Here is a 24,121-nt window from a genome sequence, read left to right on the forward strand (position 1 = left end):
GAATTTTAGTCTACAGAATTTGAGTGTTTTTCAAAAAAACACTGGACGAAAAGTCGCTTATCTGTTAGAATTTTAGACATTTATATTTAATCTTCACCTAATAAGCATTTGTTCATTCTGATAAAAAATGCCATTTTTGTGTAAATAAAAACCTCTTCCACCAAGAAGAGGTTTTCCATTTATTCAGCTTTACGTTCACGTGCTGTGAACATCGATTTCTGGTAATTAAATCGAATTGAAAGAATCAATCCGAGTGCCATCATATTTCCAAGCAAGGCACTTCCTCCGTAACTCACAAATGGAAGTGGAATCCCCGTAATCGGAAGTAAGCCAATGTTCATGCCCACATTTTCTAAAACGTGGAACATAAGCATCATCACAACGCCTGTACAAATATACGAATAAAATGGAACATTGATATCTAGCGCCACACGGATGATTTGGTAAATTAATAAGAAATATAACGCTAGCAAGATGCTTGCTCCGATAAAGCCGTAATCCCCGCCAATGACGGTGAAGATAAAGTCATTGTGGTTTTCTGGGATGGAAATCGCATTGTATCCAGCACCATTTCCCGATATTTGCCCAGAACCGATCGCCGTCATCGCTCGCAAGACTTGGTATCCTCCGCCTTGTGGATCCGTTTCTGGATTGATCCAAGTTGTGATCCGCTCAAATTGATACGGCTTGAAGCCTAGCTTGATTAACCAGCTTTGGTGATTGATAACCATCCAAATTGCGGCTGCACCAACTGTGAAAATCGAGCCGAAAATCGGCACGATGATCTTCCAGGATATCCCGGATACGAGTATCATCCCTGAAGCAATCGCAATGAAGACAAGCGCCGTTCCAAGGTCAGGCTGAAGCATGATGAGCGCCATCGGTGGCAACATGATAAGTGCCATCTTGATCAGCAAAAGAAAATCATATTTGACAGTGTGAATCTGGTGTTTCTTGTTGTGGCTCATAATCACTCGCGCAAGTACGATAATCATAATGACTTTTACAATTTCTGATGGCTGAATGCTTCCTAGGAATGGAATGATAATCCAGCTTTTTGCGCCTTTTACTTCCCTACCAAACATCAAAACGAAGATTAAAGTAAGTAAGCCAAAAACATAAAAATAGTAAGCCCATTTGGTTAATTTTTCATAATCGAGTTGCATCATCACAATAATGGCAAAGGTACTGACAACATACCACACACCTTGTTTGACAACAAAGTTTGCATTGTATTGCTCATTCGTGAGCTGTGCACTGTAAATTGAAATTAAACTGATGATACAAAGTAGCATTAGCGTGAGTACAATCCCGTAATCAATCCGCCCCGCCATCTTATTTTGTTGGTTCATTCCTTACGCTCCTAACTGATTAGGCTGCAAGCTAAAACAAAATTCCCCTTGCTTCCAAAAACAGCAAATTCAAAACTCAACTTCTATCTTATCATAAATCTTCATGCTGCGTAAAAACATCTTTCTACATTATAATCAAGTTCGCACTAGATAGGAAGTATTTTCATCAAATTCTAATTTAAAGTTTTTTATAAGAAACGAGTTGATGAAATTGGACGAATCGAAACTTTCCCCTCAAGTTCGGTCACCGCGGCGCGAATTTGGAATACCTTTTCCAGAAAAGGTTCAGTCAAAACTTCACGCGGTGTTCCTGCCGAAACGATTTTCCCATCCGAACAAGCAATAATCTGGTCGCTATAAAGCGCGGCTTGGTTTAAATCATGTAACACGAGTACAATCGTAAGTCCGTATTCCTTGTTCAAATTTCTGAGCAAATCAAGCAGTTCAAGCTGGTGCGAGATGTCTAAATAAGTGGTCGGCTCATCCAACAATAAAACAGGTGTCTTTTGAGCAAGCGCCATCGCGAGCCAAGCGCGCTGTTTCTCTCCACCCGAAAGAGTATGAAGCGGTCTGTAGGCAAGTGCTTTTAAATTACACACTTCAATCGCCCAGTTAATCACCGATTCATCTTCTGCCGTCAGTCGCTCGAGCCATGCTTTATGTGGCAAGCGCCCGTAAGCGATCAAGTCATGCACGACAACGTCAAGCAAGCCATCTGGCGCTTGCGAAAGCATCGTCATTTCCCGCGCCAATTTTTTCGAACTAAATTCAGGAAGATTCGTTCCGTCAAGCAAAACTCGTCCGTCACTCGGCGAAAGTAACCGCATCATCAGCCGGAGCAATGTCGATTTTCCCGAGCCATTCGGTCCAATCAACGTGGTGATTTTTCCCGTCTCAATTTGTAAAGAAAGATCGTGAATCGCAAATTCTTTTTTTCTCGAGAAGGATAATTGATCCATTTCTATTTTCATGAAGCCACCCTCCCGCGTTGTAAAAGAATTAAGAAGAATGGTGCGCCGAGCATCGCTAGTAAAATTCCAACTGGTAATTCGATCGAGCCAAACCAGCTACGCGCCGCCGTATCCGCAAACGCAACGAGCAAGGCTCCGCCAACTGCTGAAAGTGGCAAGAGATAGCGGTAATCATTTCCAATAATTAAACGGAAAATATGTGGCACAACGAGTCCAACGAAGCCAATTAAGCCCGCCACACTTACCGCAACACCACTCAAGAAAGCCGCTAACATGATGATGAAAAAGCGATGTTTTTCAACGCCATAGCCAAGTAATTTAGCCGCATCGTCGCCAAGCATCAACACATTAGAAGAACGAACGGCAAACACGCTTAGTACAAAGCCGACAAGCATATACGGCCAAATCAGTTCCAAATGATACCAGCTTTTTCCAGATAGCGTTCCTGTCATCCAAGAAATCACGCTTTGGACGCGATTCGAATAAAGCACCATCACACCAGAAGTCATCGCGGAAATAAACGCATTGATCGCAACGCCCGATAGAATCACTCGCAGCGGTGAAACGCCTTTATCCCAAGCGACTAGGTAGATGAGAAGCGCCGTTCCAAACGCCCCGAGAAATGCACCAAGTGGAACAAATCCTGAAAGCGCGGGAAAAACGATCGTCATAACAATCGCAACCAGGCCACCACCAGCTGAAACACCAATGACTCCTGGATCAGCTAGCGGATTCCGCATCACACCTTGAAGCAAGCAGCCAGCGATCGCAAGCGCCGCTCCGACGAGAAAGGCAATCAAAATACGCGGGAGCCGCAAGTTAAATACGAGTTGGTCCGAAAGCGCACTCCCGTTTCCTGCTAAACTTTGCCAAACCTCAGCGTAGCTTAGCTTTACAGAGCCGGTCGTTAAGCTGTAAAAAAACACGACAACAAGGAGAACTAAAACGATGATAAAAGACAAAAAACGTCGTCTTGCCCTTGGATCCTTGCCGCTACTCATTTTCTCACCTGATTCAGTTTATCCGTCATTAGAGCAAGTGCCTCATCAATCCGAAGCCCCGGATTTGTCCCAAAAAGATCGGCTGGGAGCACGACAATTTGATCGTTTTTTACAGCTGATGTGGAATTCCAAGCTTGATTTTGCTTCATTTCCTTTTTAAAAGCCTCTTCCGTTTCTTTTTCGTCGCCTCCATGAATCATGAGAAAGATAATTTCAGGATCAGCCGAAACAATTTTTTCAACATTTAGCGCCGCGTATTGCGGGAAGTTTTCGACTCCCTTAAAATCTTTCGCGACATTGATTCCGCCCGCTTTTTCAAGCACATCACCGCTCAGCGAAGTTGGAAGTGCCGCATAGTTACTACCTGGTGCACCAAGAACGAGGAGTGCGCGCACTTTATTTTGTGGGGCTTTTTGTTCCGCATTTTTTTCGTTTTGCGTAATTTCGGCGTTCAATTTCTCCGCCTTCTTCGGTTGCCCTACTAATTCGCCAAGGATTTCCGTTTGCTTCTTTATATCCGCTACTGAATTAGCGCCCGTCAAAATCACCTTTGCGCCAAGCGATTCAAGCGCTGGTACATCCTTCAAATTCTGCTCCGAGCTTGCCACGATCGCATCCGGAGCTGTCGCAGCAATCTTCTCTAAATTAAGATCATGTGTGTTCCCCACTTCCGCGACTTTTTTCAGCGCATCCGCTTCAACCCCGCTTGCATCCTGGGTTTGCCGCCCAACGACCGTTGTTCCTAGTGCATATAAAATATTCATATCCGAATTTGTGAGCGCAACAATCCGCTTCGGTTTTTTTTCAAACGCAACCGTTCTTCCTGCCATATCTTTAATCGTCAAAACCGCTTTCTTGCTCGCTTGTTTTTCATCCGAAGCTTTTTTTGTAGTTTCCCCACTCGCCCCGCACGCCGCAAGAAGCAAAACGACGATGAAAATTACTCCTAAATAAGCCTTTTTCATAGTGTCCTCCCTCAGGTTTTCTGTTATATTTATTGTACTAGATATTCCCGATTTATTCAAAAAGATAATTGAGAATAATTTTCATTTGAGGAGGAATTTTTTCATGGCTATTATTGATTTTCAGTTCCTTTCGAATACGCTTGCAACAACCACCTCGATTTCCATCCTACTTCCCGAGCAAGAAGACTGGTGGAGTGGTGGCAACAAAACTACTTATCCAACACTTTACCTGCTTCATGGTTTGTCCAACAACCATACGACTTACGTTCGAAACACGAACATCGAGCGCTATGCAGCCGAAAAAGGAATCGCTGTTGTCATTCCGTCATTCGATCACAGCTTTTATAGCAACATGGCTTACGGACACCGCTATTTTGACTATTTCACGAAAGAATTGCTCCCTTTATTACCAACACTTTTCCCTCTTGCGCAAGAACGAGAGAAAACCTTTGTTGCCGGTCATTCGATGGGAGGCTACGGTGCCTTTAAAATGGCTCTTTCCTGCCCAGACCGATTTTCCAAAGCAGCAAGCATGTCCGGTGTAATGGATATCGACTACATTTTACATCACCCGTTTGATAATTTCTCCGTTGAAGCCATAACCGGCGGCAAAAAAACGCTACACGGAACACCAAGCGACCTTTATCATCTCGTTCGCAAAAACAAAAAGAGTCAAATCGAGCTTCCAGAACTTTATCAAACTTGCGGCACCGAAGATTTTCTTTACGAGGATAACTTAGCCTTTCGTGACTTCCTACAATCAGAAAACATCCAATCAACATATGCCGAAGCGCCTGGCGAACATGATTTTAAATTTTGGGATAAAAGTATCCAAAACATATTGAAGTGGCTCTAATGCTTGACTTTCTTTTACCGCTTCTTTTAATTGGTTTTGGCATTTATTTCCGATTTTTCACACCTAAAAATCAAACAACTGCCCTCGCTTACCGCACAAAAGCAAGCTTAAAAAGCCCAGCACATTTTAAAGCCGCACATCGCTATATAGGCTTACTTTGGATTGCGTTCGGCGCTTTCTCGATATGCCTTTATCTCATTTTAATTTTCATTCCAATGGATTTTCTTATGCGCAGCAGCTTGTTTTTTTTCATCGTCATTCTGCTCGTTTTACTTTCCATTTTGCAAACAGAAAAATATTTGGCGAAACAATAAACCAGAAACAGCAGGAAGTTTCCTGCTGTTTCTGGTTTTACTGACCATTAATTTGGATGCCAGTTATCAATTCAAAATGACTTTTCTCCTAAACTACGATCCTTTAATCATTTCATCCCAATCGACTTATAAGTAGCGATATGTACAAATGGCGAAACAGAAGTAAATTGGTCTTCTTCCCAAGGTACCTTTTTATCTAAGTTTTGAATCAAATGATTCATTAAGTTTGGATGATTTTTAATGAGCGGACTATGAGGTTCTGGCGTTGGCATCACAAGCAAGTGGCTTTCGATCTCAAATTTTTCTTGAAGTTTACGATGAAAATTCGTAATGGCTTTAAATCCGTAATCCCGTACACCTGTAAAATAGAAAAAAGTGGGTTTCTTATCTCTTCTTTCTAGCTCATTCAAAATCATCTGATTTTCAAAAATAGTTTTGACTTGTTTCTCAAATATTGGATCATTATTAAAGAAGAGTGCACGACCGCTTGCCCCAAACGCATCCGTAGAAATTTTTAAATCTGGAACCATCGTAAATACTTTCTCCACTTCCGGGCAGTGAAGCGCAAGTATGATTGCACCTGCGCCTCCTTTTGAACTTCCCACTACATATACATGCTTATAATCATGCTTTTGGATAAATTTTGAAAGCGCAAGGCTTAATTCCTGATAAATAAACCGGCCATGGTCAAATAAATACCAACCATATAAGCTCGAGTAATAATCTTGAAGATAAAAATAATCTCTTTCTTTATTTCGCTCCGATACCTTCCTAAAATGATAGTAACCATGCAAAGTTTTAACCGCTTGATCTGAAACTTCACCTCGAACCACTTTATCCGCATAGGCTTCATTGGTTTTTGTGAAAACACCTTGTAAAATAACGACTAATGTATCTGAATGGTTGTTAATATGTTCCCCTTGTAACTGAACAGCCATCTGCTTGACCCTTTCTTTCAAAAATTGATAAAAATATCACTTTATACCTTCATAGTAGCATAGATTTCCTCCCCATTTGTGACAACTTTTAGGCATTTCTCGTGCTTTTCATAACTTTGATCCATTCAATTTTTCGCTCACTTAAAAATTAATGATAAACATTAAAAATATATTGATTATTATTAATACCCTGCTATACTAAAAGAAAAGGGAGGGAAAGAGATATGCGTCAACAACAAAAAAGTCAAAAGCTCGCAAATATTTTAAGTGTTTTACTCAAAATTAGTGCCATCGTTTGCGGTACGTTAACTTTCTTCATTATTCTTTTTCAACCGACAAATATCACGACAACGACACAAGAAAAACAATTTAATGGTACTTCTTTTCAAATCACTTTCCAAAGTCAACTAGATAACGGTGTTAACCACACAACTGCTCAAATGTGGATTTTCACGCTTGTTTTACTTTTTTCGGCAGTACTGATTATTGCTATTCTCTGGCTAGCGAGCCAAATCTTCCAAGGACTAGCTGTTCAATTTTCACCATTCCAAGAAAAATACGTGCGTAAGTTGCGCCAAATTTCCATTTTACTCTTTTTATATGCACTCGCACCGCAACTGCTTTATTCGCTCCTTAGCACATTATTTCTACCCGGTTACTTATTTAATTTCGGAATAGATATAGCGATATTATTTGCTGCCGTTTTTTATTTGCTAACTGAAGTCTTCCGCTACGGCGTGAAGTTACAAACTGAATCCGATGAAACGTTATGAGGTGAAAAATGGCTATCATTTTAAGACTAGATCGCGTCATGGCCGATCGAAAAATGTCGTTAAAAGAACTCTCTGAAAAAGTCGGAGTTGCTAATGTCAATCTATCCAAAATCAAGACAGGCAAAATTAGCGCCATCCGTTTTTCAACACTCAACCAAATTTGTAAGGTTTTAGAATGCCAACCAGGTGATATTCTTGAATATGCCGATGACGAGCTAGAAAACTGAACACCAAAAAGCGGAGGATGCACGATCCTCCGCTTTTTTTCAGGATACAAAACAGTTTTCCTATTGTAAAACGGCCTCTTCCATTTTTGCTGCAACCAAGTTGACAAGGTCAACCACTCGGCAAGCATAACCCCATTCGTTGTCGTACCAAGCAAGCACTTTAACTTGACGCTTCTCGATCACCATTGTGCTAAGCCCATCCACAATAGCAGAATGAGAATCCGTTGTAAAATCTACGGATACAAGTGGCTCGTCCGTGTAATCCAAAATCCCTTGGTACTCGGTTTGAGCAGCTAATTTAAATGCTTCATTAATTTCAGCTTCTGTTACTTCATTTTTTAAGGTGACTACTAAATCCACAAGCGAGACATCCGGTGTTGGCACTCGAAGTGAAGTCCCATTCAATTTGCCTTTTAGGTGCGGCAAAACAAGTGAAATCGCTTTAGCGGCTCCTGTTGTTGTCGGAATAATCGATGTGGTACAGCTTCTTGAACGCCGCAAGTCTTTATGCGGATTATCAAGACTGTGCTGATCATTTGTATAAGCATGAACAGTTGTCACAAGCCCATTTTCAATTCCGAAGTTTTCATCCAAGATTCTTGCAACAGGTGCTAAACAATTCGTTGTACACGACGCATTCGAAATCACGTGGTGGCGTTCGTGGTCATAATCCGCCTCATTCACACCCATTACGATCGTGACATCTTCATTTTCCCCTGGTGCCGTGATAACAACTTTTTTCGCTCCCGCTTCAATGTGATACCCTGCTTTTTCTTTTGAACGGAATTTGCCCGTCGCCTCAATGACAATATCGACTCCCAGTTCACGCCAAGGCAAATTTCTCGGATCGCGTTCGTTCACAAGCAAGACTTCTTTCCCGCAAACTTCTAGCTTGTCTTCTGCAAGAACCTTGATTTCACCTTGAAATTTCCCGTGCACACTATCATACTTAATGAGGTGCCGAATCGTTTCTGCTGGATAGCTGGCATTGATTGCGACTACGTTCACCAAACCATCCATCATGAGTTTCCTAAAGCACATTCTGCCAATTCGTCCAAATCCTGTAATTGCTACATTTTTCGCCAAGCTTATTTCCCCCTTAGAAATAATTGCAAAACGACTTGCAGGTTCAGTATAACATGGCTCATTCGAAAATGTAAGCGTTTACCTACAAAACTGGAATTATAAATTTTTTCGAAAAATTTAGCTTATCTCACACCGTTTCAGGTATAATAAAGCAGGAGGAGGTGGCAGCCATGCTAGATCAAGAAGAATTTCAAATTCAATTAGAAAAAATTGAACAGCCACTCACATGTCGCGATGTTGCAACCACACTGTTATTTGTGATCGACGGTGAGGTTGAACTTTCGACTGGTCAAAAAACCGTCACTTTGCAGGCAGATGATCTTTATATTCTCAACCAAAATGAGCCTTATATGCTCACGGATCTCTCGCATAACACCTTGATCCGATTACAAATCAAAAGCGCTTTTTTTGCTCACTTTTTCCCGGGATATTACCACTATTCGTTCGAATGTTTTTCAAGAGAGCTTGATAGCGGGCGAGAAAAAATTGTTTCCTCCCTTCGCCACAACTTAACTCTACTCGTCATGAATGCTTTTAATTCGACTGAAAATAGCCAACTAATTTCGCATAACACCATTTTCCAGATCATGTTGCTTCTCACCAAGTTTTTTAAAAAAGAACAAACGAAGCCGCTGACGCAGAAACTGGAAGATGAGCGTTTGTCACGAATTATTGCCTATCTAGAGAATCACTATGATGAATCAATTAGTCTTAGCAAAGTGGCTGAACAGGAATATTTATCACCATCTTACTTCTCGCGTTATTTTAAACAAAAAACGGGGATGGGCTTTTTGCAGTATTTAACTCACATCCGATTGAAACATAGTACGGATGATTTAATGCTCACAGATGAATCAATTACAACGATTTCGATTCGCAACGGCTTTTCAAGTCCGAAGCATTTTACGGATGCTTTTAAGGCTTACTATAAAGAAACGCCAACAAGGTATCGCGAAAAGGAACATAATCAGCGGCTTTTTTCTTCTAAGGAGAAAAAAGCCGCGACCACGCAAATTTTGGAGCTGACACCTGAGATTCTCAATTTGCTTGCGAAGTATCATTTGGAAACGGCCCAGGAAACCAGCCTGAATCCCATCCCGATTGAACAGAAGACAATCACGGTGAATCCGGTCGGAAACGAATCTTTGGCAGAAACGGCATATTTGCTTACCATCGGAGAGCTCAAGGAGCTTCTGAAGGATAATGTTAAAAAGCAAATTGAAATGGTACAACGCGAAATCGGGCTTGATTTTATCGGCATTCGGCATTTACTGCGCGGCCGGACTTTCTTGCCAGAGGTTGAAACGGATGAAACCGTCCCTACTTCTTCTACGTTTGCAAACGCTGACTTGGCTCTTAGCTATTTGAAAAACCGCGATTTGCGCCCATTTATTCGCATTGAATATCAAGAGCTTTCGCGCGATGAAAATTTTTATTTTGAACAGCTTGCTCACTTTTTGCGTCACTCAATCCAAGTTTTCGGGCATTCATTTGTCGCTTCTTGGGCGTTTATGTATTATGAGCCGGAGCAAACGCTTGTTAGAGCAGGTGAGTTAAAGCGGGTTTTCTTGCGACTCAAACAGCTTTTGGTGGGCATCAATCCCAAAATTCAACTTGGCACATTTATTCCTTTTTCGGAACGAGCGACGGTGCCAAAATTGCATCAATGGTTTCTAGAAACGAGCGATCAAGTGGATTTCCTCACTTATAATGCCAATCCAAATGAAATCATTGATTTTTCTAAGGAAACCTCCATGACTTTTCATGATGCGGAACGTTATACGCTTACGAAGACGAAAAAACTGAAGCAATACTTGAAAAAGCACGGGATTCAAAAGAAATTGATGCTCATTAATTGGAATACGTTAACTGGGAATACGCGTTACACGAATGGAACTTTTTTCCGCGGAGCTTTAATTTTGGAAGCCTTGTTTGATGTGAGTCCAGAAGTTGCGGGAATTGGTTTTTGGATCAATACGGAACTGCACGAGGAGGAAAACAACAAGCGCAACATTCGGATGGATGGCTTGGAACTTTTCCACTTCTTTAATGGAAAGCGGCCTGCTTATTATGCACTTAATTTTAAAGAAAAACTCTACGGCAAGGTGGTTGCGCAGGATAAGGATTATATTTTGATGGAAAATGTGGATGGGTATCAACTCATTTTGATTAATGCTGTCAATTTGAATCCAAAGTTATCTGTAAGTGAACTGGTTCGGAATGAACAGCGCAAGGAAGTCCATCTACGGATTCTTGGCTTGAAGGAAGGCGAATATCAGTTACGTAAATGGATTTTTGATCGAGATAATGGCGCGCTTTATTCTAAATACTGGCAACTCAATAGTCGGCATGGTTTAGATGAAGAAATTCTTGATTACATCGTGACAGCCTCAAAGCCAACTCTAACGGTGACGGATGAATTTATTTCTAATGATTGGTCCTTTTATGCGTATCTCGAACTGAATGCAATTCATTTTTATGAGCTTAAGCGTACCATTTAAAAAAGGAAATGCCCGCGGGCATTTCCTTTTGGTTTACTCATTTGGATTGCTTTTTGGAATAAGCTTTTAAGCCCAGCCAAATGAGAAAAACTGGGATACCAATGAAAATGATCAATTGAACGATATCCGTTAGCGTCATGTTTGATTCACCCTTTAAATGTTTACTTCATTTTTGACGCTTTCAGAAGTCGGCTTCGTGCAAAGCGCAATAATGATTCCTACTACTAAACCACAAAGGCCAAATGTAATCCAGCCAAGCGACTGATTATAAAATGGCACATAATTTGAAAAGAAGTTTTCTAAGCCACCAAGTGGGATCTTGAAGGCTTTTGCGCCTTCCATGATTGAAATGACAGCTGTGAAGAGAATTGTCGTGACATAAACAACTCGTCTTCCTTTAAATAGTGGGTTTAAGAAAGTAAGCAAGATGAGCACGATCGTAAGCGGATAGATCATCATCAAAACAGGCACAGAGAATGAAATCAAGTTTGCAAGTCCAACGTTTGCAACGAGGCAAGCAAAGGCCGAAAAGATGACGACATAAGTGCCATAACGAATTTTTGGAAACAGTTTTTGGAAATAACTGGCGCAAGCAGTTGTAAGCCCGATACTCGTTGTTAGGCAGGCAAGTCCGATAATTAGCGCGAGTAAAATCCGCCCAAAACTACCGAAGTAATAATCTGTCGCTCCTGAAAGAACTGGTCCGCCATTATCAAATAAGCCAAGCTTGGTCACACTCATAGAGCCAATGTAAGCAATAAATATGTAAACAATGGCTAAGCAACCTACTGCAATTACTCCTGCTTTCAAACAAGTCATGGCAATCGAACGCTTCGACTTAGCACCACTAGCTTTAATCGCATTGATGACAATGATTCCAAATACCAGTGAAGCCAGTGCATCCATTGTATTATAACCTTCGAGGAACCCGGTTGTAAACGGGCTCGTCATATATTTACCCGCAGGCGCTGTTTGTTCACCAAGTGGTTTCACAAGGGCTGTTACAATTAAAATGAGAAGGAAAAGTAGAAGTGCTGGCGTTAAATATTTCCCTACCCGGTCTACAATTTTTGAAGGTGAAAGTGAGAGCCAAAGCGTGAGTCCAAAGAAAATCACTGAAAAGATGACAAGCGCAAATTGGTGATTTCCTTCTCCAAGAAATGGCGCAATGCCGATTTCAAATGATACCGTTCCCGTACGCGGAAGTGCGAAGAAAGGGCCAATCGTTAAGTATAAAGCAACTGTAAAAATAATTCCGTAAACTGGATGCACCCGACTTGCGAGCGTTTGTAAGTCACTGCTTCCAGAAATTCCAATCGCGAGAACTCCGAGTAACGGAAGACCTGCTCCAGTTACCAAAAAACCAAGTACCGCAATCCAAACGCTAGTTCCGGAAAGTTGACCAAGATAAGCCGGAAAAATTAAATTTCCTGCTCCAAAGAAAAGTGCAAACAACATAAGTCCAATAAAAAAATACGCTGAAAAAGAAACTTTCTTTTCCATTTTAAATCTTCCCCTTTCTTTAACATTCGAAACTTTCTGACAAAATATCTGTAGAATTAAACAGCTCTTCCATACCGTTCGACCCGAAAAATTTAATGTCAACTCATCATTGTCAGAATATTCTTTTCCGAAATAGCCAAGCTATAACAGCCGGCTTCCGTTTAAAACGCATTTCTGCAAAAAGACAGCCGATCCCTCTTTAATCTTGCTCCTTTCTTTTATTGTTTGTAAATCATATCATACTTTTAGGGTAATTGGCTAGAAATTTAACAATAGAAACTAAATTTTCTAAACTTGTTTTCATAATTTCTTGTTAAAAAAATTTACAAATTATATTTTATTAGTTGCTTATATTTTGTAAGTATGTTATAGTTTATTTATAAACAATGATGACCCCATTGAACAATGGGGAAATATCAAGCAAATACATGAAAAGTAAAAGAAATTGGAGGAATGAAAAAATGGCAGTAGAAAAATGGAACATTGATCCCGCACATAGCTCAGTTGAATTTCAAGTTAAACACATGATGGTTTCTAAGGTGAAGGGTACATTTAACACTTTCGAAGCAGATGTTGAAATGGATCCTGAAAACTTGCAAGATGCCAAAATCAAATTCACAGTTGATGCAGGGAGTGTAGATACACGCCAAGCACAACGTGATGGTCACCTTAAAAGCGAAGACTTTTTCAACATTGAAAAATACCCTAGCATTACTTTTGTTTCAACAGACATTACACCGGATGGTGATGATGAATACGAAATCACAGGCGATCTTACAATTCGCGAAGTAACAAAACCAATTACTTTCCACGTGACTTATGAAGGAACAGGAAAAGATCCAAACACTGGGAACATGGTGGCAGGTTTTGAAGGCCGCGGTAAATTTAACCGGAAAGACTTTGGCTTAAATTACAACGCTGCACTAGAAACTGGTGGCGTGCTCATCGGGGATGAAGTTAAAATTAACGTCCAAATCGAAGCTTCCAAATAAGGAAACGTCTAACAAAAACTAAAGCGAATGGCCTGCAAATTTTGCGAAGCCATTCGCTTTTTTTCTTGCTTAAAAGACGGTTATTTGTCTTTCTTGAATTTATCTTCGGCTTTTTCCTTTAAGTCTTCGGCTTTTCCTTTCAAATCAGCACTTGCTTCTTTTGCTTTGCCTTTCGCCTTATCCAAGAATCCTTCTGCTTTTTTCTTGTCATCTCCCGTTACTTTTCCAGCTTTTTCCTTCACTTCACCTTTTGCTTGATCGAGTTTACCTTTGTCTTCAGTCATTTTACTTCATCCTCCTCTATTTTAGTATCATTCTTTACTTTCCACACTTGCCAAGCAATCAAACTTATTTTTTTAAACAAGCAGCTAGCTTTCCACTATAAAATACGTTAGAATGGTCTAGTTACTATTCACCAACAGAAAAGAGGAAAATCATGAGAAAAAACGAACAAACAATGGGAATTTTAGCTGGAGCTTTCGCCTATGTTTTGTGGGGGATTTTGCCCATTTATTGGAAACTTGGAAAAGAAGTCCCTGCCATTGAAATTTTAGCTTATCGAATCATCTGGTCCTTTGTCTTCATGATTTTTCTGATTGTGGCTATTCGAAAATCAAAAGAAGTCTTGACCGAAATGAAGGCTATCTTGAAGCAGCCAAAAACAGCATTGCTCATTACGTTAGCTGCTATCTTAGTTACGGCTAACTGGTTTATTTTCATTTTCACAGTGAACAGCGGCCATGTGACAGAAGCAAGCCTCGGCTACTATATTAATCCACTTGTTAATGTCTTAATCGCCACCGTCTTTTTAAAAGAGCGTCTGAACGTAGCTGAAATTATCGCTGTTGTCTTCGCCTTTGTAGGCGTTTTAATTTTGACTTATCACGAAAGCGGTGTTCCTTGGGCAGCTATTGCGATGGCCGTTACATTCAGCTTATATGGCTTAATCAAAAAGTTTGTTCCCGTTTCAACTTGGACTGGACTTACACTTGAAACACTAATCATTGCACCGTTTGCTCTCATTTATCTGTTATTTTTTGCCAAACACTTCTTCATGAGTTTTCCAGCTCAAACAGACCTTGTGATGATCGGTGCAGGGATCGTAACCGCGATTCCACTACTTCTCTTTGCTACAGCAGCCAAGCGAATCAGCTACACAATGGTAGGCTTCTTACAATATATTGGGCCAACATTGATGCTTATTTTAGGCGTTTTACTTTTCAAAGAAAGTTTCGATTCCATGCAATTTACAGCTTTTGCCTCCATTTGGATAGGAATCATTATTTTCACAGTTTCACACATTTATATTGGCGCTAAGCTTAAACAGCTACAAAAATCAGCAGAAGCCGAACAAGCGAAGTAGTTTTTCTAGAAACAAAAGATGAAACTACCCCCATTTTACGGCATTCAAAAAAGCGGAACTTTTAAAAGTTCCGCTTTTTACTTAACTATCGTGTACTTGCGAGCCCTCCATCCACTGGAATAAGCTGCCCCGTAATAAAATGCGCATCATCACTTGCAAAAAAAGTCATAACTGGCGCAAGGTCACGCTCTGGATCTCCGTAAGTGTGACCGAGCGGAATATTATCTGTCACAGTCAATCGGTGTACTTCTCGCTCTTTTTCTGTCATTCCTGCTACCCATGTTTCGTACATTTCAGTTGCCATCTCAGGTAAAATACAATTCACTCGGACGTTATCCTCGCCCCATTCATGCGCGACTGTTCTTGACCAGGAGTGAACAGCACCTTTGCTAAGTGAATAAGCTGCAGAACCAGGATGCGGGTTTAGTGCTGATAAAGAACCAAAATTAATGATGCTCCCGCCACCTTCTATTTTCATAAGTGAATAGGCTGCTTGATTAGTAAAGACGGTTCCTTTGACATTCACGTCCAGATTAAAATCAATTTCCGATTCAAGCGTCGTTGCCCCCGGATCAGGACGATAGATATCTGCTAGATTTGCCAGTACATCCAGTCCTCCCATTTGTCTTGTAGCTTCCGCGAACACTTCAAAGGTTGATTCTCGGTCAGAAATATCAAGCATTTCAAAATGAGCTTCCCGAAACCCCCGTTTTCTAAGAGTTTCAAGTTGTTTTTCTCCCCGTTCTTCATTCACATCAACAAAGTAGACTTTTGCTCCTTGCTTTAAATACTCCTCGGTAATCGCTCTTCCAACTCCATTTGCTCCACCTGTTACAATAATTTTCTTGCCTTCTAATTTCATCGTTGCCTCCTCAAAATGCGTTAAGGCCCAAAAATCCTACAATTAAGCATAGCACTTCTGCTTTAGACCTATCAATATGTTTTGTACTTCAAAGAATAAAAGAAACTAAAAGCAGAAAAAATGTCACAGAAAATACATTTTATGACAGTTAGCTAAAATACGTTATAATAAAAATGAGGTGATAAACTGTGGCACATAAAACCAACGCCTGCCGAATGCTCGACCAAAAGAAGATTCCTTATACACTACACGAATATCATTTTGATGAGAAGCACTTAGATGCAGCTCATGTTGCAGAAGAGACGGGGAAAAATCCGGCGCAAATCTTCAAAACCCTTGTTGCTTTCGGCGATAAAACTGGGCATTTAGTTGCCCTACTTTCCGCAGAAGATACGCTTGATTTAAAAAAGCTTGCTAAACAAAGCGGGAATAAAAAAGTAGAAATGATTCATGTGAAAGATCTTGAAAAAATAACTGGCTATATTCGCGGAGGCTGTTCTCCCATTGGCATGAAAAAACTATTCCCCACTTTTATTGATGAAAAAGCTCGTGATTTTACGACCATCTATATTTCTGCTGGGAAGCGAGGCTTACAAATTGAACTCGATCCAAATGCCCTTCTTCCGCTTTGCCGAGCCAAGTGGGCTAACCTAAGAACCGAATAAAGGACTTGCGCCCAGATAGCGCAAGTCCTTTATTTTTATTTAACTTCTCGAACCATTTGCCACTGAGAAATCCATTTCCGAAAACCAGCTTCAAAAAAAGAGGTGGCAAGTTCCCTATCAAGCACACAATTATTAAGAAAGAGTCTTTTTTCAGCACCTATTACAAAGCCCAGTCCTGAAAGAGCCGCTTGAAGTGAGGTTCCTTGTTCAAGCTCGAATTTACTTACTTCAATCCCCCTGTCAGATAGCGTATAGCGAAGGTGAAAACTTCCCTTTCCTTCTTCCAAACTAAATCGACTTGACGTTTCTTCTTTTTTAAATCGCAACAAATTTTGCCAAGGGGTTAAAAGTGAGTCTTCCGTCTCTAATTCTGGATGCTCAGTAGCAATTTCAGAGGCTTCTCCGAGTGGTCCATCTAAAAAGTAAAGTTCATTCATGACTTCAAAATGATGTTTTTGATAAAAACGAACAGCGCGGTCATTATCTGTTATGACTTCTAATTTAAATTGTGTTCCTGCGGCTTTTTGAAGCATATCTTCCATTAATAAATCGGCAACTCTTTTGCCACGAAATGGAGGCGCGACCCCTAAGCCTCCACACCATGAATAGTCTCCTTCGCGCGCAAGCAAATTAAAGCCGATCGGCACTTCATCTGAGAACGCAAGGGAGGATAAATTAGGGTCCAGTAAAAACTCGTCCATTCTTGCAAAAAATGCCTCTTCTGTTAACTTCATTTGTACGACATAATCGGCAAAACTTGCATTCCAGGCTTGCATCACTTGCTTACGGGTTACTTCTGTGAATTTTTTCAGTTCGATCACTAGGCGGCCCCTCCTTTTTCTTTTCAGCATAGCATAAATGCCTGATTTAAGCACGATTCAGTATTGTAACCGCCCTCTTTTTAGTTTATCATAAGAAAGAACAATCTTAGTTTAAGGAGAAAAATAATGAAAAGAAATGTTGTTTTGTATCAAGAAATCGCAACAAAGATCAAGAAAAAAATTCTAGATGGCAGTTATCCGCTCGGCGAAAACATTCCGAGTGAACCTGAACTCGAGAAGCTTTTTGGCGTGAGCAAAATGACAATTCGACAAGCTGTGGCACTTCTTGCTGCAGAAGGATACGTGGACAAGCAACGTGGCAGAGGGACGCAAGTGATTAGCAACCAACTTTTTAACAAACTTTCAAAAGCCAAATCTTTTTCGAAAATCATCGAAGAATCTGGTTTTTCCATTAAAAAGGAAATTCTTGCGATTGAAACATTGTTACCTGAAGCTCATCCTACTTTAGCTATTTATTTTGATGAACCAGTCACACACATCAAGCGCCTTTATTATCTTGATAACAAGCCTTACATTTATTATCAGCATTACATTCAAGAAGTCGAGCAAATTCATGAGCCTAATTTAAACCTTGACCACATCTCTCTTTACCAACTGCTAAAAGAAAACGGCTATACAGTTGCCTCGTTTAACGATACTTTTGAAGCGGTTATTTTTTCGGCGGATGAAAAAAAACAACTGCAAGCTGAACAAGAAAACGGCTTGAAACGGATGCGTAAATCTTATGATAGCAGTGGTCATTTGATCGAGCTTTCGATCGGACTTTATAATACACAAATTTTCCCTTATAAAATTGAATATGAAGTTTAAAAAAGTGATTGCGTTTTCAAACATTATAATGTTATAATGTTTTCGAAGGAGGTGACAACATGATCGATCTTCTAATCAAAAATGGAAAAACAATCACTGAAGAGCCACTTTCTGTTGCCATTACAAACGGGAAAATTTCAGCTGTAGCCCCGCAAATTAACGACGAAGCTGAAAAAGTAATAGATCTAGCTGGAAAGCACTATATTTCTGCTGGATGGATTGATGATCATGTTCACTGTGATACGGAAATGCCAATTTATTATGACCAACCGGATGAAATTGGAATTACAAAAGGCGTGACAACAATTATCGATGCTGGTTCTACTGGTGCGGATACGATTGCATCTTTTTATGAACACGTTAAGCAAGCCAAAACAAATGTTTATGCCCTCATTAATATTTCGAAGACGGGCATCATTGCCCAAGATGAGCTTTCTGACATGAAAAACATTCAAAAAGAAGCCGTTAAACAAAAAATAGCCGAGCTACCAAATTTTATTGTGGGACTTAAAGCGAGAATGAGTAAAACGGTTGTCGGTGAAAATAATTATGAGCCCCTTATTTTAGCCAAAGAATTACAAAACGAGTTAGATGATTTGCCACTCATGGTGCACATTGGTTCGAATCCTCCTGATTTAAAGGAAATTTTAACGCGACTAGATGCACGGGACGTTCTAACTCACTGCTTTAACGGAAAACCAAATGGGATTTTAGAACAAACGAGCAATGAAATTAAAGCGGTTGCAAAAGAAGCCTATGACCGCGGTGTTCGTTTTGATATCGGGCACGGAACAGATAGCTTTAATTTCCGCACAGCACGCCTAGCTAAAGCAGAAGGCCTTACCCCTTATTCGCTCAGCACAGACATTTACCATAAAAATCGCGAAAAAGGCCCCGTTTATGATTTAGCTACAACAATGGAAAAATTACTTTCGATCGGCTATTCCCTCACTGAAATTATTCCAATGGTGACCACACATCCAGCTGATAATTTCAAACTTCATCACAAAGGAACTTTAAAAGAAGATTTTGATGCAGACATCACTATTTTCGATGTGAAAGATGGACACAAAGAACTAACAGATTCTAATGGAAATACAAAGTACACACGCACGGTCATCGAACCGGTTTATACCATTGTAGGAGGAAAAGTTTATGACAACGGATCTTTATCAAAAATATGATTTAAAACAAGTCGTCAACGCATCTGGAAAAATGACTATCCTCGGCGTATCGAAAACCCCTGATGAAATCGTCGCCTTGCAAAAATTTGGCGGTCAACATTTTTTTGAAATGGCTGATCTTGTTGAAAAAACGGGACGTTACATCGCAGATTTACTGCATACAGAAGATGCTGTCATCGTTTCAAGCGCTTCTGCAGGCATTGCCCAATCTGTCGCTGGTTTAATCGGACAAGGAAGTGACTACCATCTTTACCACCCGTACACAGACAAAATTAAGAAACGGGAAATCGTAATTCCAAAAGGACATAACGTCGATTACGGGACTGCTGTTGAAGTCATGATTGAACTGGGTGGCGGAAAATTGCGTGAAGCAGGCTATGCCAACATGTGCTCGAAAGAACATGTTGAAATGATGCTATCAGATGAAACAGCTGCACTCCTTTATATCAAAAGTCATCACACCGTGCAAAAAAGCATGTTAACTGTCGCAGATATGGTAGAAGTCAGCAAAAAACACGGAATTCCTCTGATTGTGGATGCAGCGGCAGAAGAAGATTTATTCACTTACGCCAAACAAGGTGCGGATCTTGTCATTTATAGTGGTGCAAAAGCCATTGACGGACCAACTTCTGGACTCGTTGTCGGCAAAAAAGAGGCAATTAGTTGGGTGCGGATGCAGTCAAAAGGCATCGGTCGTGCGATGAAAATTGGAAAAGAAAACATTATCGGGCTAACAGGCGCGATTGAACGTTACTTAAATACAGCAGGTGAAACAGGCGAGAACATGCAAGAAAGACTTCACCCATTTATCGACGCTTTAAACCAAATTGATGGCCTTGAAGCAAAAATTGTTCAAGATGCTGCCGGACGAGATATCTACCGTGCTTCTGTCAAAGTCAGCAAGCCGTCAGCAAAAGAAGTTATCGCCAAGCTAAAAAGTGAGAGCCCTGCTATTTACACGAGAGAATATCAAGCTAATAATGGCATCATCGAATTCGATGTTCGCGCTGTAAATGCAGATGAAATGAAATTAATTGAAAATCGCTTAAAAGAAATTATGGAAAGTGGGAAATAATCATGCAAAAAACACCAAAATACTTAAACGATCGTATCTGCTTAAACGTACTAGCAAATTCTGTTGAAAATGCTAAAGAATGTTATCAAGCTGCGGATGGACATGTCGTGCTCGGCGTCCTTTCCATCAATTATTCTTCTGATGAAGCAGCGATCACAGATATGAAAAAATACATTGAAGCAACCGATAATGCCCTATCTGTTGGACTTGGCGCAGGAAATCCAAAACAAAGCGAAATGGTAACACGTATTTCAGCAGAGCTTCAACCCCAACATATCAACCAAGTTTTCACAGGAGTTGGTGCTAGCCGTGCACTTTTAGGTCAAGATGAAACCATCATCAATGGTCTTGTTTCTCCAACTGGAAAAGTCGGTTATGTGAATATCGCAACAGGACCGCTTAGCAGTGAAGCGCCAGCAGGAGAAGTTCCGATTGAAACAGCCATTGCCCTTCTAAAAGATATGGGAGGAAGCTCGATCAAGTATTTCCCAATGAAAGGTCTGGCACACGAAGAAGAATATCGTGCAGTCGCAAAAGCTTGTGCAGAAAACGACTTCTACTTAGAACCAACTGGCGGTATTACGCTGGATAACTTCGAAGAAATTGTAAAAATCGCACTGGATGCAGGTGTAAAAAAAGTCATTCCTCACGTGTACAGTTCAATTATTGATAAAGCAAGTGGCGACACAAAACCAGAAGATGTTAAAACTCTCTATCAAATCATGAAAAAATTGACTGACTAAAGGAGCGATGACAAGATGAAAGTTTTATCCTATGGAGAAGTGAATTTACGATTCACTCCTCCTGATTATCAATTACTCGCACAGACCAATCAGCTCACTTATCAAATCACAGGAACTGGCGTCAATTTATTAACAAATCTCAGTAACTTTGGGATGGAAACCACTTTGCTCACGACTCTTCCAGATAACAACGTAGGAAAAATGGCTGCAGCAAACATTCGTAAATACGGCATCCAAGATCATCATATCCAATTTAACGGCAATCACATGGGCAGCTATTTCGTTGAACTTGGCTACGGCGTACGCCCAACGGTTGTCACTTATCAAAATCGTTTAGCAAGCGCCTTTTGTCAAGCCAACCCAGCTAGCTATCCAATCGAGGAAGCCGTCAAAGAAAATGATATCATCCACATTTGCGGCATTTCCTTATTATTAAATGAACGCACTCGTGAAACCGCTTTAAAATTAGCAGCATGTGCAAACGAGTTTGGAAAACCTCTTTACTTTGATTTCAATTACCGTCCAAGTTTAAACACAGAACATAGCAAAGCGTTCATCAAAGAGCAATATGAAAAAATCCTATCGCTTGCACACACTGTTTTTGGCGGAATTCGTGACCTCACAGAACTACTTGATATCGAAGTAAACGAAGAGCTTCCCTACTTAGAACAATTGCAAATGGGAATTGCCACTTTCAAGCAAAAATATCACGTTAAAAACTATGTGGGGACTAACCGTGGCTTTGAAAACCACGAACACTCCCTAGCCGGCTTTATGGACGGCGAAAGCTTTAAAGTCAGCAGCACAATGCCAGTTGACTTACTTGATCGCATCGGAGCAGGAGATGCTTATGCGGCAGGAATCATTTTTGGCCTTGCAAATAACTGGCCAGAAGAAAGAATATTGGAATTCGCAGTAAGTAACGCTGTCCTTGCACACACCATTACGGGAGACGTGCCACATACTACCTTGGAAGAAGTAGAGGCACTTATGGAAGGCAGACAACAAAGTCTAATTCGTTAAAAAAAGGAGAGAAAAATATGCACGACATCTATCTGTTTTCAATCACCATCGTTGCAATTGCCATCGTCATTTTAGGTGTATCTTGGTGGAAATGGCATGCCTATCTTAGCTTATCAGTTGCCACCATCTTTTTAGCAGTATTTGCCGGTATGCCATTTGGCAAAATCACCACCGCCTTCGAAACGGGCGTCGGCGGTGTTCTTGGCCATTTAGTCGGCATCTTAGCACTTGGAACAATCCTTGGAAAAATGATGTCCACCTCTGGGGCGGGTATGCAAATTGCTAATTTCTTCGTAGAACGCTTCGGAGCCAAGCGCTTGCCTTGGGCGATGTTCTTCTCCGGACTGATTATCGGGATCCCCGTTTTCTTCGAAGTTGGACTTGTCATCCTACTACCAATCGTGCTTTCAATCCAAAAAACAGTCAAGAAGAACATTCTCTTGCTTGGCCTTCCAGTTCTTGCGGGGCTTTCCATCGCGCATGGAATCATCCCGCCACATCCAGGTGCCATGACTGCAATCGGCATTTATAATGCCAATGTCAGCGAAGTCTTGCTTTATTCGCTTTGTTTCGCACTTCCAGCGGGCATCGTCGCAGGTCCTTTATTCGCAAAATTCATCAGCAAACGAATCACGCCAAAAAATGAACCTGACCTCATGCGTCCCGATGTCATCAAAGATAACGAAAAATTGCCATCCGCTGGCGTATCATTCTTCATTGTTTTCTTACCAATCATCTTAATGCTACTAACAATGATTGCAGCCCTATTCAAACTACCTAGCGGCCTCACAAGCATCATTGATTTCATTGGTAGCCCGCTGATTGCTTTACTGATTTCCGTGTTTGTGGCTTACATACTACTTGGTTTCCGCCTAGGTTTAAATGCAGAAATCATCCGCGGTTTAACGGACGACAGCATGAAGCCCCTTGCTTCCATTATTTTAATCATTGGAGCAGGCGGAGCATTCAAACAAATCCTAATTGACACAGGTGTCGCAACAGCCATTGCAAATCTATCAGGCCAAATGAATCTATCTCCGATTGTAATGAGTTTCCTTGTTGCCGGGCTCATCCGAGTTGCAACAGGTTCAGCGACTGTTGCCCTCACAACAGCAGCAGGAATTGTCGCTCCAATCGTAGAACAAATGACAGGCGTCAATACTGCCTTACTAGTTATCGCAACGGGCGCTGGTTCTCTCATGCTATCACACGTTAACGATGCAGGCTTTTGGCTCGTTAAAGAATACATGGGACTCACTGTCAAAGAAACCTTCAAAACTTGGACCGTGCTAGAAACCCTGTTATCATTCAGCGTATTTATCATGGTACTAATTGTTGATATTTTCGTTTAACAAAAAAATGTCTCGTGTTTCAAATAAAAAACTGCCAAAATTTCAGAATCAAATTTTGGCAGTTTTTTTATTTTTAGCAAGAATTAATTATTTTAGCAATGTTATAGTACATCACTTCCCGACATATTACCACATCAAGCTTGTTTTCTGATACCTTTATCGTCACAACTTCCGAAGACAGCTTTTACTTTTCATTCTTTCTTTCTAAACGTTTTAACTGTTTTTGAAGAACTTCAATTTCAGCTGTGTATTGTGCGATCCCAATATCAAAGGATATTTGTTGAGTATCCGTTAAGTTTCCTTTCCACTTTTGGTAGTCAGACTCTAACTGATGTATCAAGCTCTTTTTTTCTTCAATTTCCTTCTTTATTATTTCTACTAGCCTGCTCTGCTCAAGATATTCACCGTAATACATTCTCATTAGAAAGTCAGATCTCCTGCTCTCAGGCATTACAGGCGACTTCATATAAGAAAAGAACTCTTCTTTCCCCAGCTCTGTAATAGAAAACTCATTTTTATTAGGACGTCCTTCTTGTACAATCACTTTCTTTTCTATTTTCCCCTCTTTTTCTAATGTCCGTAATGTCGGATATATCATTCCAAAAGAACCATCAAAAAAATGAGTAAAAATTGTTTGGAATATATCATTAATATCATAGCCCGTTCGTTCTTTCTTTAAAAGTAATCCTAAGATAACATCTTTCCCTTTCAAAACTCGCACCT

Annotated in this window: 25 protein-coding genes; 14 read left to right on the forward strand and 11 right to left on the reverse strand. The window is 40.6% G+C overall.

Annotation, left to right across the window (positions count from 1 at the left end):
* Window positions 1–179 precede the first annotated feature (179 nt).
* The 4 genes from rodA to UR08_RS07130 all read right to left on the reverse strand — a co-directional run bounded on the left by rodA (window position 180) and on the right by UR08_RS07130 (window position 4,289).
* Entirely contained in the window at window positions 180–1,352 is a 1,173-nt protein-coding gene (rodA, locus tag UR08_RS07115; RefSeq protein ID WP_115752977.1) for a rod shape-determining protein RodA, read from the reverse strand.
* Window positions 1,353–1,540: 188 nt separating this feature from the next.
* On the reverse strand, window positions 1,541–2,323 hold the full coding sequence (locus UR08_RS07120; RefSeq protein WP_115752978.1) for an ABC transporter ATP-binding protein: 783 nt from the start codon (window positions 2,321–2,323) through the stop codon (window positions 1,541–1,543).
* Window positions 2,320–3,324, reverse strand: a complete 1,005-nt coding sequence (locus UR08_RS07125) for a FecCD family ABC transporter permease (protein WP_115752979.1) — start codon at window positions 3,322–3,324, stop codon at window positions 2,320–2,322. Before UR08_RS07125 ends, UR08_RS07120 begins: the two co-directional genes overlap by 4 nt.
* Entirely contained in the window at window positions 3,321–4,289 is a 969-nt protein-coding gene (locus UR08_RS07130) for an ABC transporter substrate-binding protein (RefSeq protein WP_115752980.1), read from the reverse strand. The genes UR08_RS07125 and UR08_RS07130 overlap by 4 nt, the downstream gene beginning before the upstream one ends.
* A gap of 103 nt (window positions 4,290–4,392) precedes the next feature.
* Between UR08_RS07130 and UR08_RS07135 the strand changes: the two genes are divergently transcribed.
* Window positions 4,393–5,145, forward strand: a complete 753-nt coding sequence (locus UR08_RS07135; RefSeq protein WP_115752981.1) for an alpha/beta hydrolase — start codon at window positions 4,393–4,395, stop codon at window positions 5,143–5,145.
* On the forward strand, window positions 5,145–5,459 hold the full coding sequence (locus UR08_RS07140) for an SdpI family protein (RefSeq protein ID WP_115752982.1): 315 nt from the start codon (window positions 5,145–5,147) through the stop codon (window positions 5,457–5,459). The genes UR08_RS07135 and UR08_RS07140 overlap by 1 nt, the downstream gene beginning before the upstream one ends.
* A 107-nt stretch (window positions 5,460–5,566) precedes the next feature.
* Here UR08_RS07140 and UR08_RS07145 read toward each other — a convergent pair whose 3' ends face one another.
* Window positions 5,567–6,397, reverse strand: a complete 831-nt coding sequence (locus UR08_RS07145) for a hypothetical protein (protein WP_115752983.1) — start codon at window positions 6,395–6,397, stop codon at window positions 5,567–5,569.
* A 224-nt stretch (window positions 6,398–6,621) separates the two neighbouring features.
* Between UR08_RS07145 and UR08_RS07150 the strand changes: the two genes are divergently transcribed.
* Window positions 6,622–7,170 (forward strand): DUF2975 domain-containing protein, encoded by a 549-nt coding sequence (locus tag UR08_RS07150; RefSeq protein ID WP_115752984.1) that lies wholly within the window; start codon window positions 6,622–6,624, stop codon window positions 7,168–7,170.
* A gap of 8 nt (window positions 7,171–7,178) precedes the next feature.
* Window positions 7,179–7,397, forward strand: coding sequence for a helix-turn-helix domain-containing protein (locus UR08_RS07155; RefSeq protein ID WP_115752985.1), 219 nt, complete (start codon window positions 7,179–7,181; stop codon window positions 7,395–7,397).
* A gap of 60 nt (window positions 7,398–7,457) precedes the next feature.
* Here the strand turns inward: UR08_RS07155 and UR08_RS07160 are convergent, their stop codons facing one another.
* The gene (locus UR08_RS07160) at window positions 7,458–8,483 is read right to left on the reverse strand and encodes a glyceraldehyde-3-phosphate dehydrogenase (RefSeq protein WP_115752986.1); all 1,026 of its coding nucleotides are present in this window, start codon (window positions 8,481–8,483) and stop codon (window positions 7,458–7,460) included.
* Between the two features lie 170 nt (window positions 8,484–8,653).
* Between UR08_RS07160 and UR08_RS07165 the strand changes: the two genes are divergently transcribed.
* Entirely contained in the window at window positions 8,654–10,984 is a 2,331-nt protein-coding gene (locus UR08_RS07165; RefSeq protein WP_115752987.1) for a helix-turn-helix transcriptional regulator, read from the forward strand.
* Window positions 10,985–11,137: 153 nt separating this feature from the next.
* On the opposite strand, the gene brnQ is transcribed toward UR08_RS07165, so the two are convergent.
* Entirely contained in the window at window positions 11,138–12,487 is a 1,350-nt protein-coding gene (gene brnQ / locus UR08_RS07170) for a branched-chain amino acid transport system II carrier protein (protein WP_115752988.1), read from the reverse strand.
* Between the two features lie 461 nt (window positions 12,488–12,948).
* Between brnQ and UR08_RS07175 the strand changes: the two genes are divergently transcribed.
* Entirely contained in the window at window positions 12,949–13,479 is a 531-nt protein-coding gene (locus UR08_RS07175) for a YceI family protein (RefSeq protein ID WP_115752989.1), read from the forward strand.
* A gap of 80 nt (window positions 13,480–13,559) precedes the next feature.
* Here the strand turns inward: UR08_RS07175 and UR08_RS07180 are convergent, their stop codons facing one another.
* Window positions 13,560–13,763: a CsbD family protein gene (locus tag UR08_RS07180; RefSeq protein WP_115752990.1), complete on the reverse strand. Its 204-nt coding sequence runs from the start codon at window positions 13,761–13,763 to the stop codon at window positions 13,560–13,562.
* 152 nt (window positions 13,764–13,915) lie between these two features.
* Between UR08_RS07180 and rarD the strand changes: the two genes are divergently transcribed.
* Entirely contained in the window at window positions 13,916–14,842 is a 927-nt protein-coding gene (gene rarD / locus UR08_RS07185) for an EamA family transporter RarD (protein ID WP_115752991.1), read from the forward strand.
* An 85-nt stretch (window positions 14,843–14,927) separates the two neighbouring features.
* On the opposite strand, the gene UR08_RS07190 is transcribed toward rarD, so the two are convergent.
* The gene (locus UR08_RS07190; protein WP_115752992.1) at window positions 14,928–15,704 is read right to left on the reverse strand and encodes an SDR family NAD(P)-dependent oxidoreductase; all 777 of its coding nucleotides are present in this window, start codon (window positions 15,702–15,704) and stop codon (window positions 14,928–14,930) included.
* A gap of 188 nt (window positions 15,705–15,892) precedes the next feature.
* Between UR08_RS07190 and ybaK the strand changes: the two genes are divergently transcribed.
* On the forward strand, window positions 15,893–16,369 hold the full coding sequence (gene ybaK, locus UR08_RS07195; RefSeq protein ID WP_115752993.1) for a Cys-tRNA(Pro) deacylase: 477 nt from the start codon (window positions 15,893–15,895) through the stop codon (window positions 16,367–16,369).
* Window positions 16,370–16,404: 35 nt separating this feature from the next.
* Here the strand turns inward: ybaK and UR08_RS07200 are convergent, their stop codons facing one another.
* A complete protein-coding gene (locus tag UR08_RS07200; protein ID WP_165849960.1) occupies window positions 16,405–17,190 on the reverse strand; it encodes a GNAT family N-acetyltransferase in 786 nt (261 codons plus the stop codon).
* 126 nt (window positions 17,191–17,316) lie between these two features.
* Here UR08_RS07200 and UR08_RS07205 point away from each other — a divergent pair, with 126 nt between their 5' ends.
* The 6 genes from UR08_RS07205 to UR08_RS07230 are packed head-to-tail and all read left to right on the forward strand — an operon-like array spanning window position 17,317 to window position 23,398.
* Window positions 17,317–18,021, forward strand: coding sequence for a GntR family transcriptional regulator (locus tag UR08_RS07205; RefSeq protein WP_115752995.1), 705 nt, complete (start codon window positions 17,317–17,319; stop codon window positions 18,019–18,021).
* Window positions 18,022–18,080: 59 nt separating this feature from the next.
* Window positions 18,081–19,205 (forward strand): amidohydrolase/deacetylase family metallohydrolase, encoded by a 1,125-nt coding sequence (locus tag UR08_RS07210; protein ID WP_115752996.1) that lies wholly within the window; start codon window positions 18,081–18,083, stop codon window positions 19,203–19,205.
* The gene (locus UR08_RS07215) at window positions 19,177–20,280 is read left to right on the forward strand and encodes a DgaE family pyridoxal phosphate-dependent ammonia lyase (RefSeq protein ID WP_115752997.1); all 1,104 of its coding nucleotides are present in this window, start codon (window positions 19,177–19,179) and stop codon (window positions 20,278–20,280) included. Before UR08_RS07210 ends, UR08_RS07215 begins: the two co-directional genes overlap by 29 nt.
* Window positions 20,281–20,282: 2 nt before the next feature.
* The gene (dagF, locus tag UR08_RS07220; RefSeq protein WP_115752998.1) at window positions 20,283–21,023 is read left to right on the forward strand and encodes a 2-dehydro-3-deoxy-phosphogluconate aldolase; all 741 of its coding nucleotides are present in this window, start codon (window positions 20,283–20,285) and stop codon (window positions 21,021–21,023) included.
* Between the two features lie 15 nt (window positions 21,024–21,038).
* A complete protein-coding gene (locus UR08_RS07225; protein ID WP_115752999.1) occupies window positions 21,039–22,046 on the forward strand; it encodes a sugar kinase in 1,008 nt (335 codons plus the stop codon).
* Between the two features lie 17 nt (window positions 22,047–22,063).
* A complete protein-coding gene (locus UR08_RS07230) occupies window positions 22,064–23,398 on the forward strand; it encodes a GntT/GntP/DsdX family permease (RefSeq protein ID WP_115753000.1) in 1,335 nt (444 codons plus the stop codon).
* A 184-nt stretch (window positions 23,399–23,582) separates the two neighbouring features.
* Here the strand turns inward: UR08_RS07230 and UR08_RS07235 are convergent, their stop codons facing one another.
* Window positions 23,583–24,110 (reverse strand): PadR family transcriptional regulator, encoded by a 528-nt coding sequence (locus tag UR08_RS07235; RefSeq protein ID WP_115753001.1) that lies wholly within the window; start codon window positions 24,108–24,110, stop codon window positions 23,583–23,585.
* Between the last annotated feature and the right edge of the window lie 11 nt (window positions 24,111–24,121).

Source organism: Listeria kieliensis, from assembly GCF_003369925.1.
Classification (GTDB): domain Bacteria; phylum Bacillota; class Bacilli; order Lactobacillales; family Listeriaceae; genus Listeria; species Listeria kieliensis_A.

Coding starts and splice junctions, on each gene's coding strand:
- rodA (WP_115752977.1), bottom strand. CDS start 1,352: ATGAACCAACAAAATAAGATGGCGGGGCGGATTGATTACGGGATTGTA.
- UR08_RS07120 (WP_115752978.1), bottom strand. CDS start 2,323: ATGAAAATAGAAATGGATCAATTATCCTTCTCGAGAAAAAAAGAATTT.
- UR08_RS07125 (WP_115752979.1), bottom strand. CDS start 3,324: ATGAGTAGCGGCAAGGATCCAAGGGCAAGACGACGTTTTTTGTCTTTT.
- UR08_RS07130 (WP_115752980.1), bottom strand. CDS start 4,289: ATGAAAAAGGCTTATTTAGGAGTAATTTTCATCGTCGTTTTGCTTCTT.
- UR08_RS07135 (WP_115752981.1), top strand. CDS start 4,393: ATGGCTATTATTGATTTTCAGTTCCTTTCGAATACGCTTGCAACAACC.
- UR08_RS07140 (WP_115752982.1), top strand. CDS start 5,145: ATGCTTGACTTTCTTTTACCGCTTCTTTTAATTGGTTTTGGCATTTAT.
- UR08_RS07145 (WP_115752983.1), bottom strand. CDS start 6,397: ATGGCTGTTCAGTTACAAGGGGAACATATTAACAACCATTCAGATACA.
- UR08_RS07150 (WP_115752984.1), top strand. CDS start 6,622: ATGCGTCAACAACAAAAAAGTCAAAAGCTCGCAAATATTTTAAGTGTT.
- UR08_RS07155 (WP_115752985.1), top strand. CDS start 7,179: ATGGCTATCATTTTAAGACTAGATCGCGTCATGGCCGATCGAAAAATG.
- UR08_RS07165 (WP_115752987.1), top strand. CDS start 8,654: ATGCTAGATCAAGAAGAATTTCAAATTCAATTAGAAAAAATTGAACAG.
- brnQ (WP_115752988.1), bottom strand. CDS start 12,487: ATGGAAAAGAAAGTTTCTTTTTCAGCGTATTTTTTTATTGGACTTATG.
- UR08_RS07175 (WP_115752989.1), top strand. CDS start 12,949: ATGGCAGTAGAAAAATGGAACATTGATCCCGCACATAGCTCAGTTGAA.
- UR08_RS07180 (WP_115752990.1), bottom strand. CDS start 13,763: ATGACTGAAGACAAAGGTAAACTCGATCAAGCAAAAGGTGAAGTGAAG.
- rarD (WP_115752991.1), top strand. CDS start 13,916: ATGAGAAAAAACGAACAAACAATGGGAATTTTAGCTGGAGCTTTCGCC.
- UR08_RS07190 (WP_115752992.1), bottom strand. CDS start 15,704: ATGAAATTAGAAGGCAAGAAAATTATTGTAACAGGTGGAGCAAATGGA.
- UR08_RS07205 (WP_115752995.1), top strand. CDS start 17,317: ATGAAAAGAAATGTTGTTTTGTATCAAGAAATCGCAACAAAGATCAAG.
- UR08_RS07210 (WP_115752996.1), top strand. CDS start 18,081: ATGATCGATCTTCTAATCAAAAATGGAAAAACAATCACTGAAGAGCCA.
- UR08_RS07215 (WP_115752997.1), top strand. CDS start 19,177: ATGACAACGGATCTTTATCAAAAATATGATTTAAAACAAGTCGTCAAC.
- dagF (WP_115752998.1), top strand. CDS start 20,283: ATGCAAAAAACACCAAAATACTTAAACGATCGTATCTGCTTAAACGTA.
- UR08_RS07225 (WP_115752999.1), top strand. CDS start 21,039: ATGAAAGTTTTATCCTATGGAGAAGTGAATTTACGATTCACTCCTCCT.
- UR08_RS07230 (WP_115753000.1), top strand. CDS start 22,064: ATGCACGACATCTATCTGTTTTCAATCACCATCGTTGCAATTGCCATC.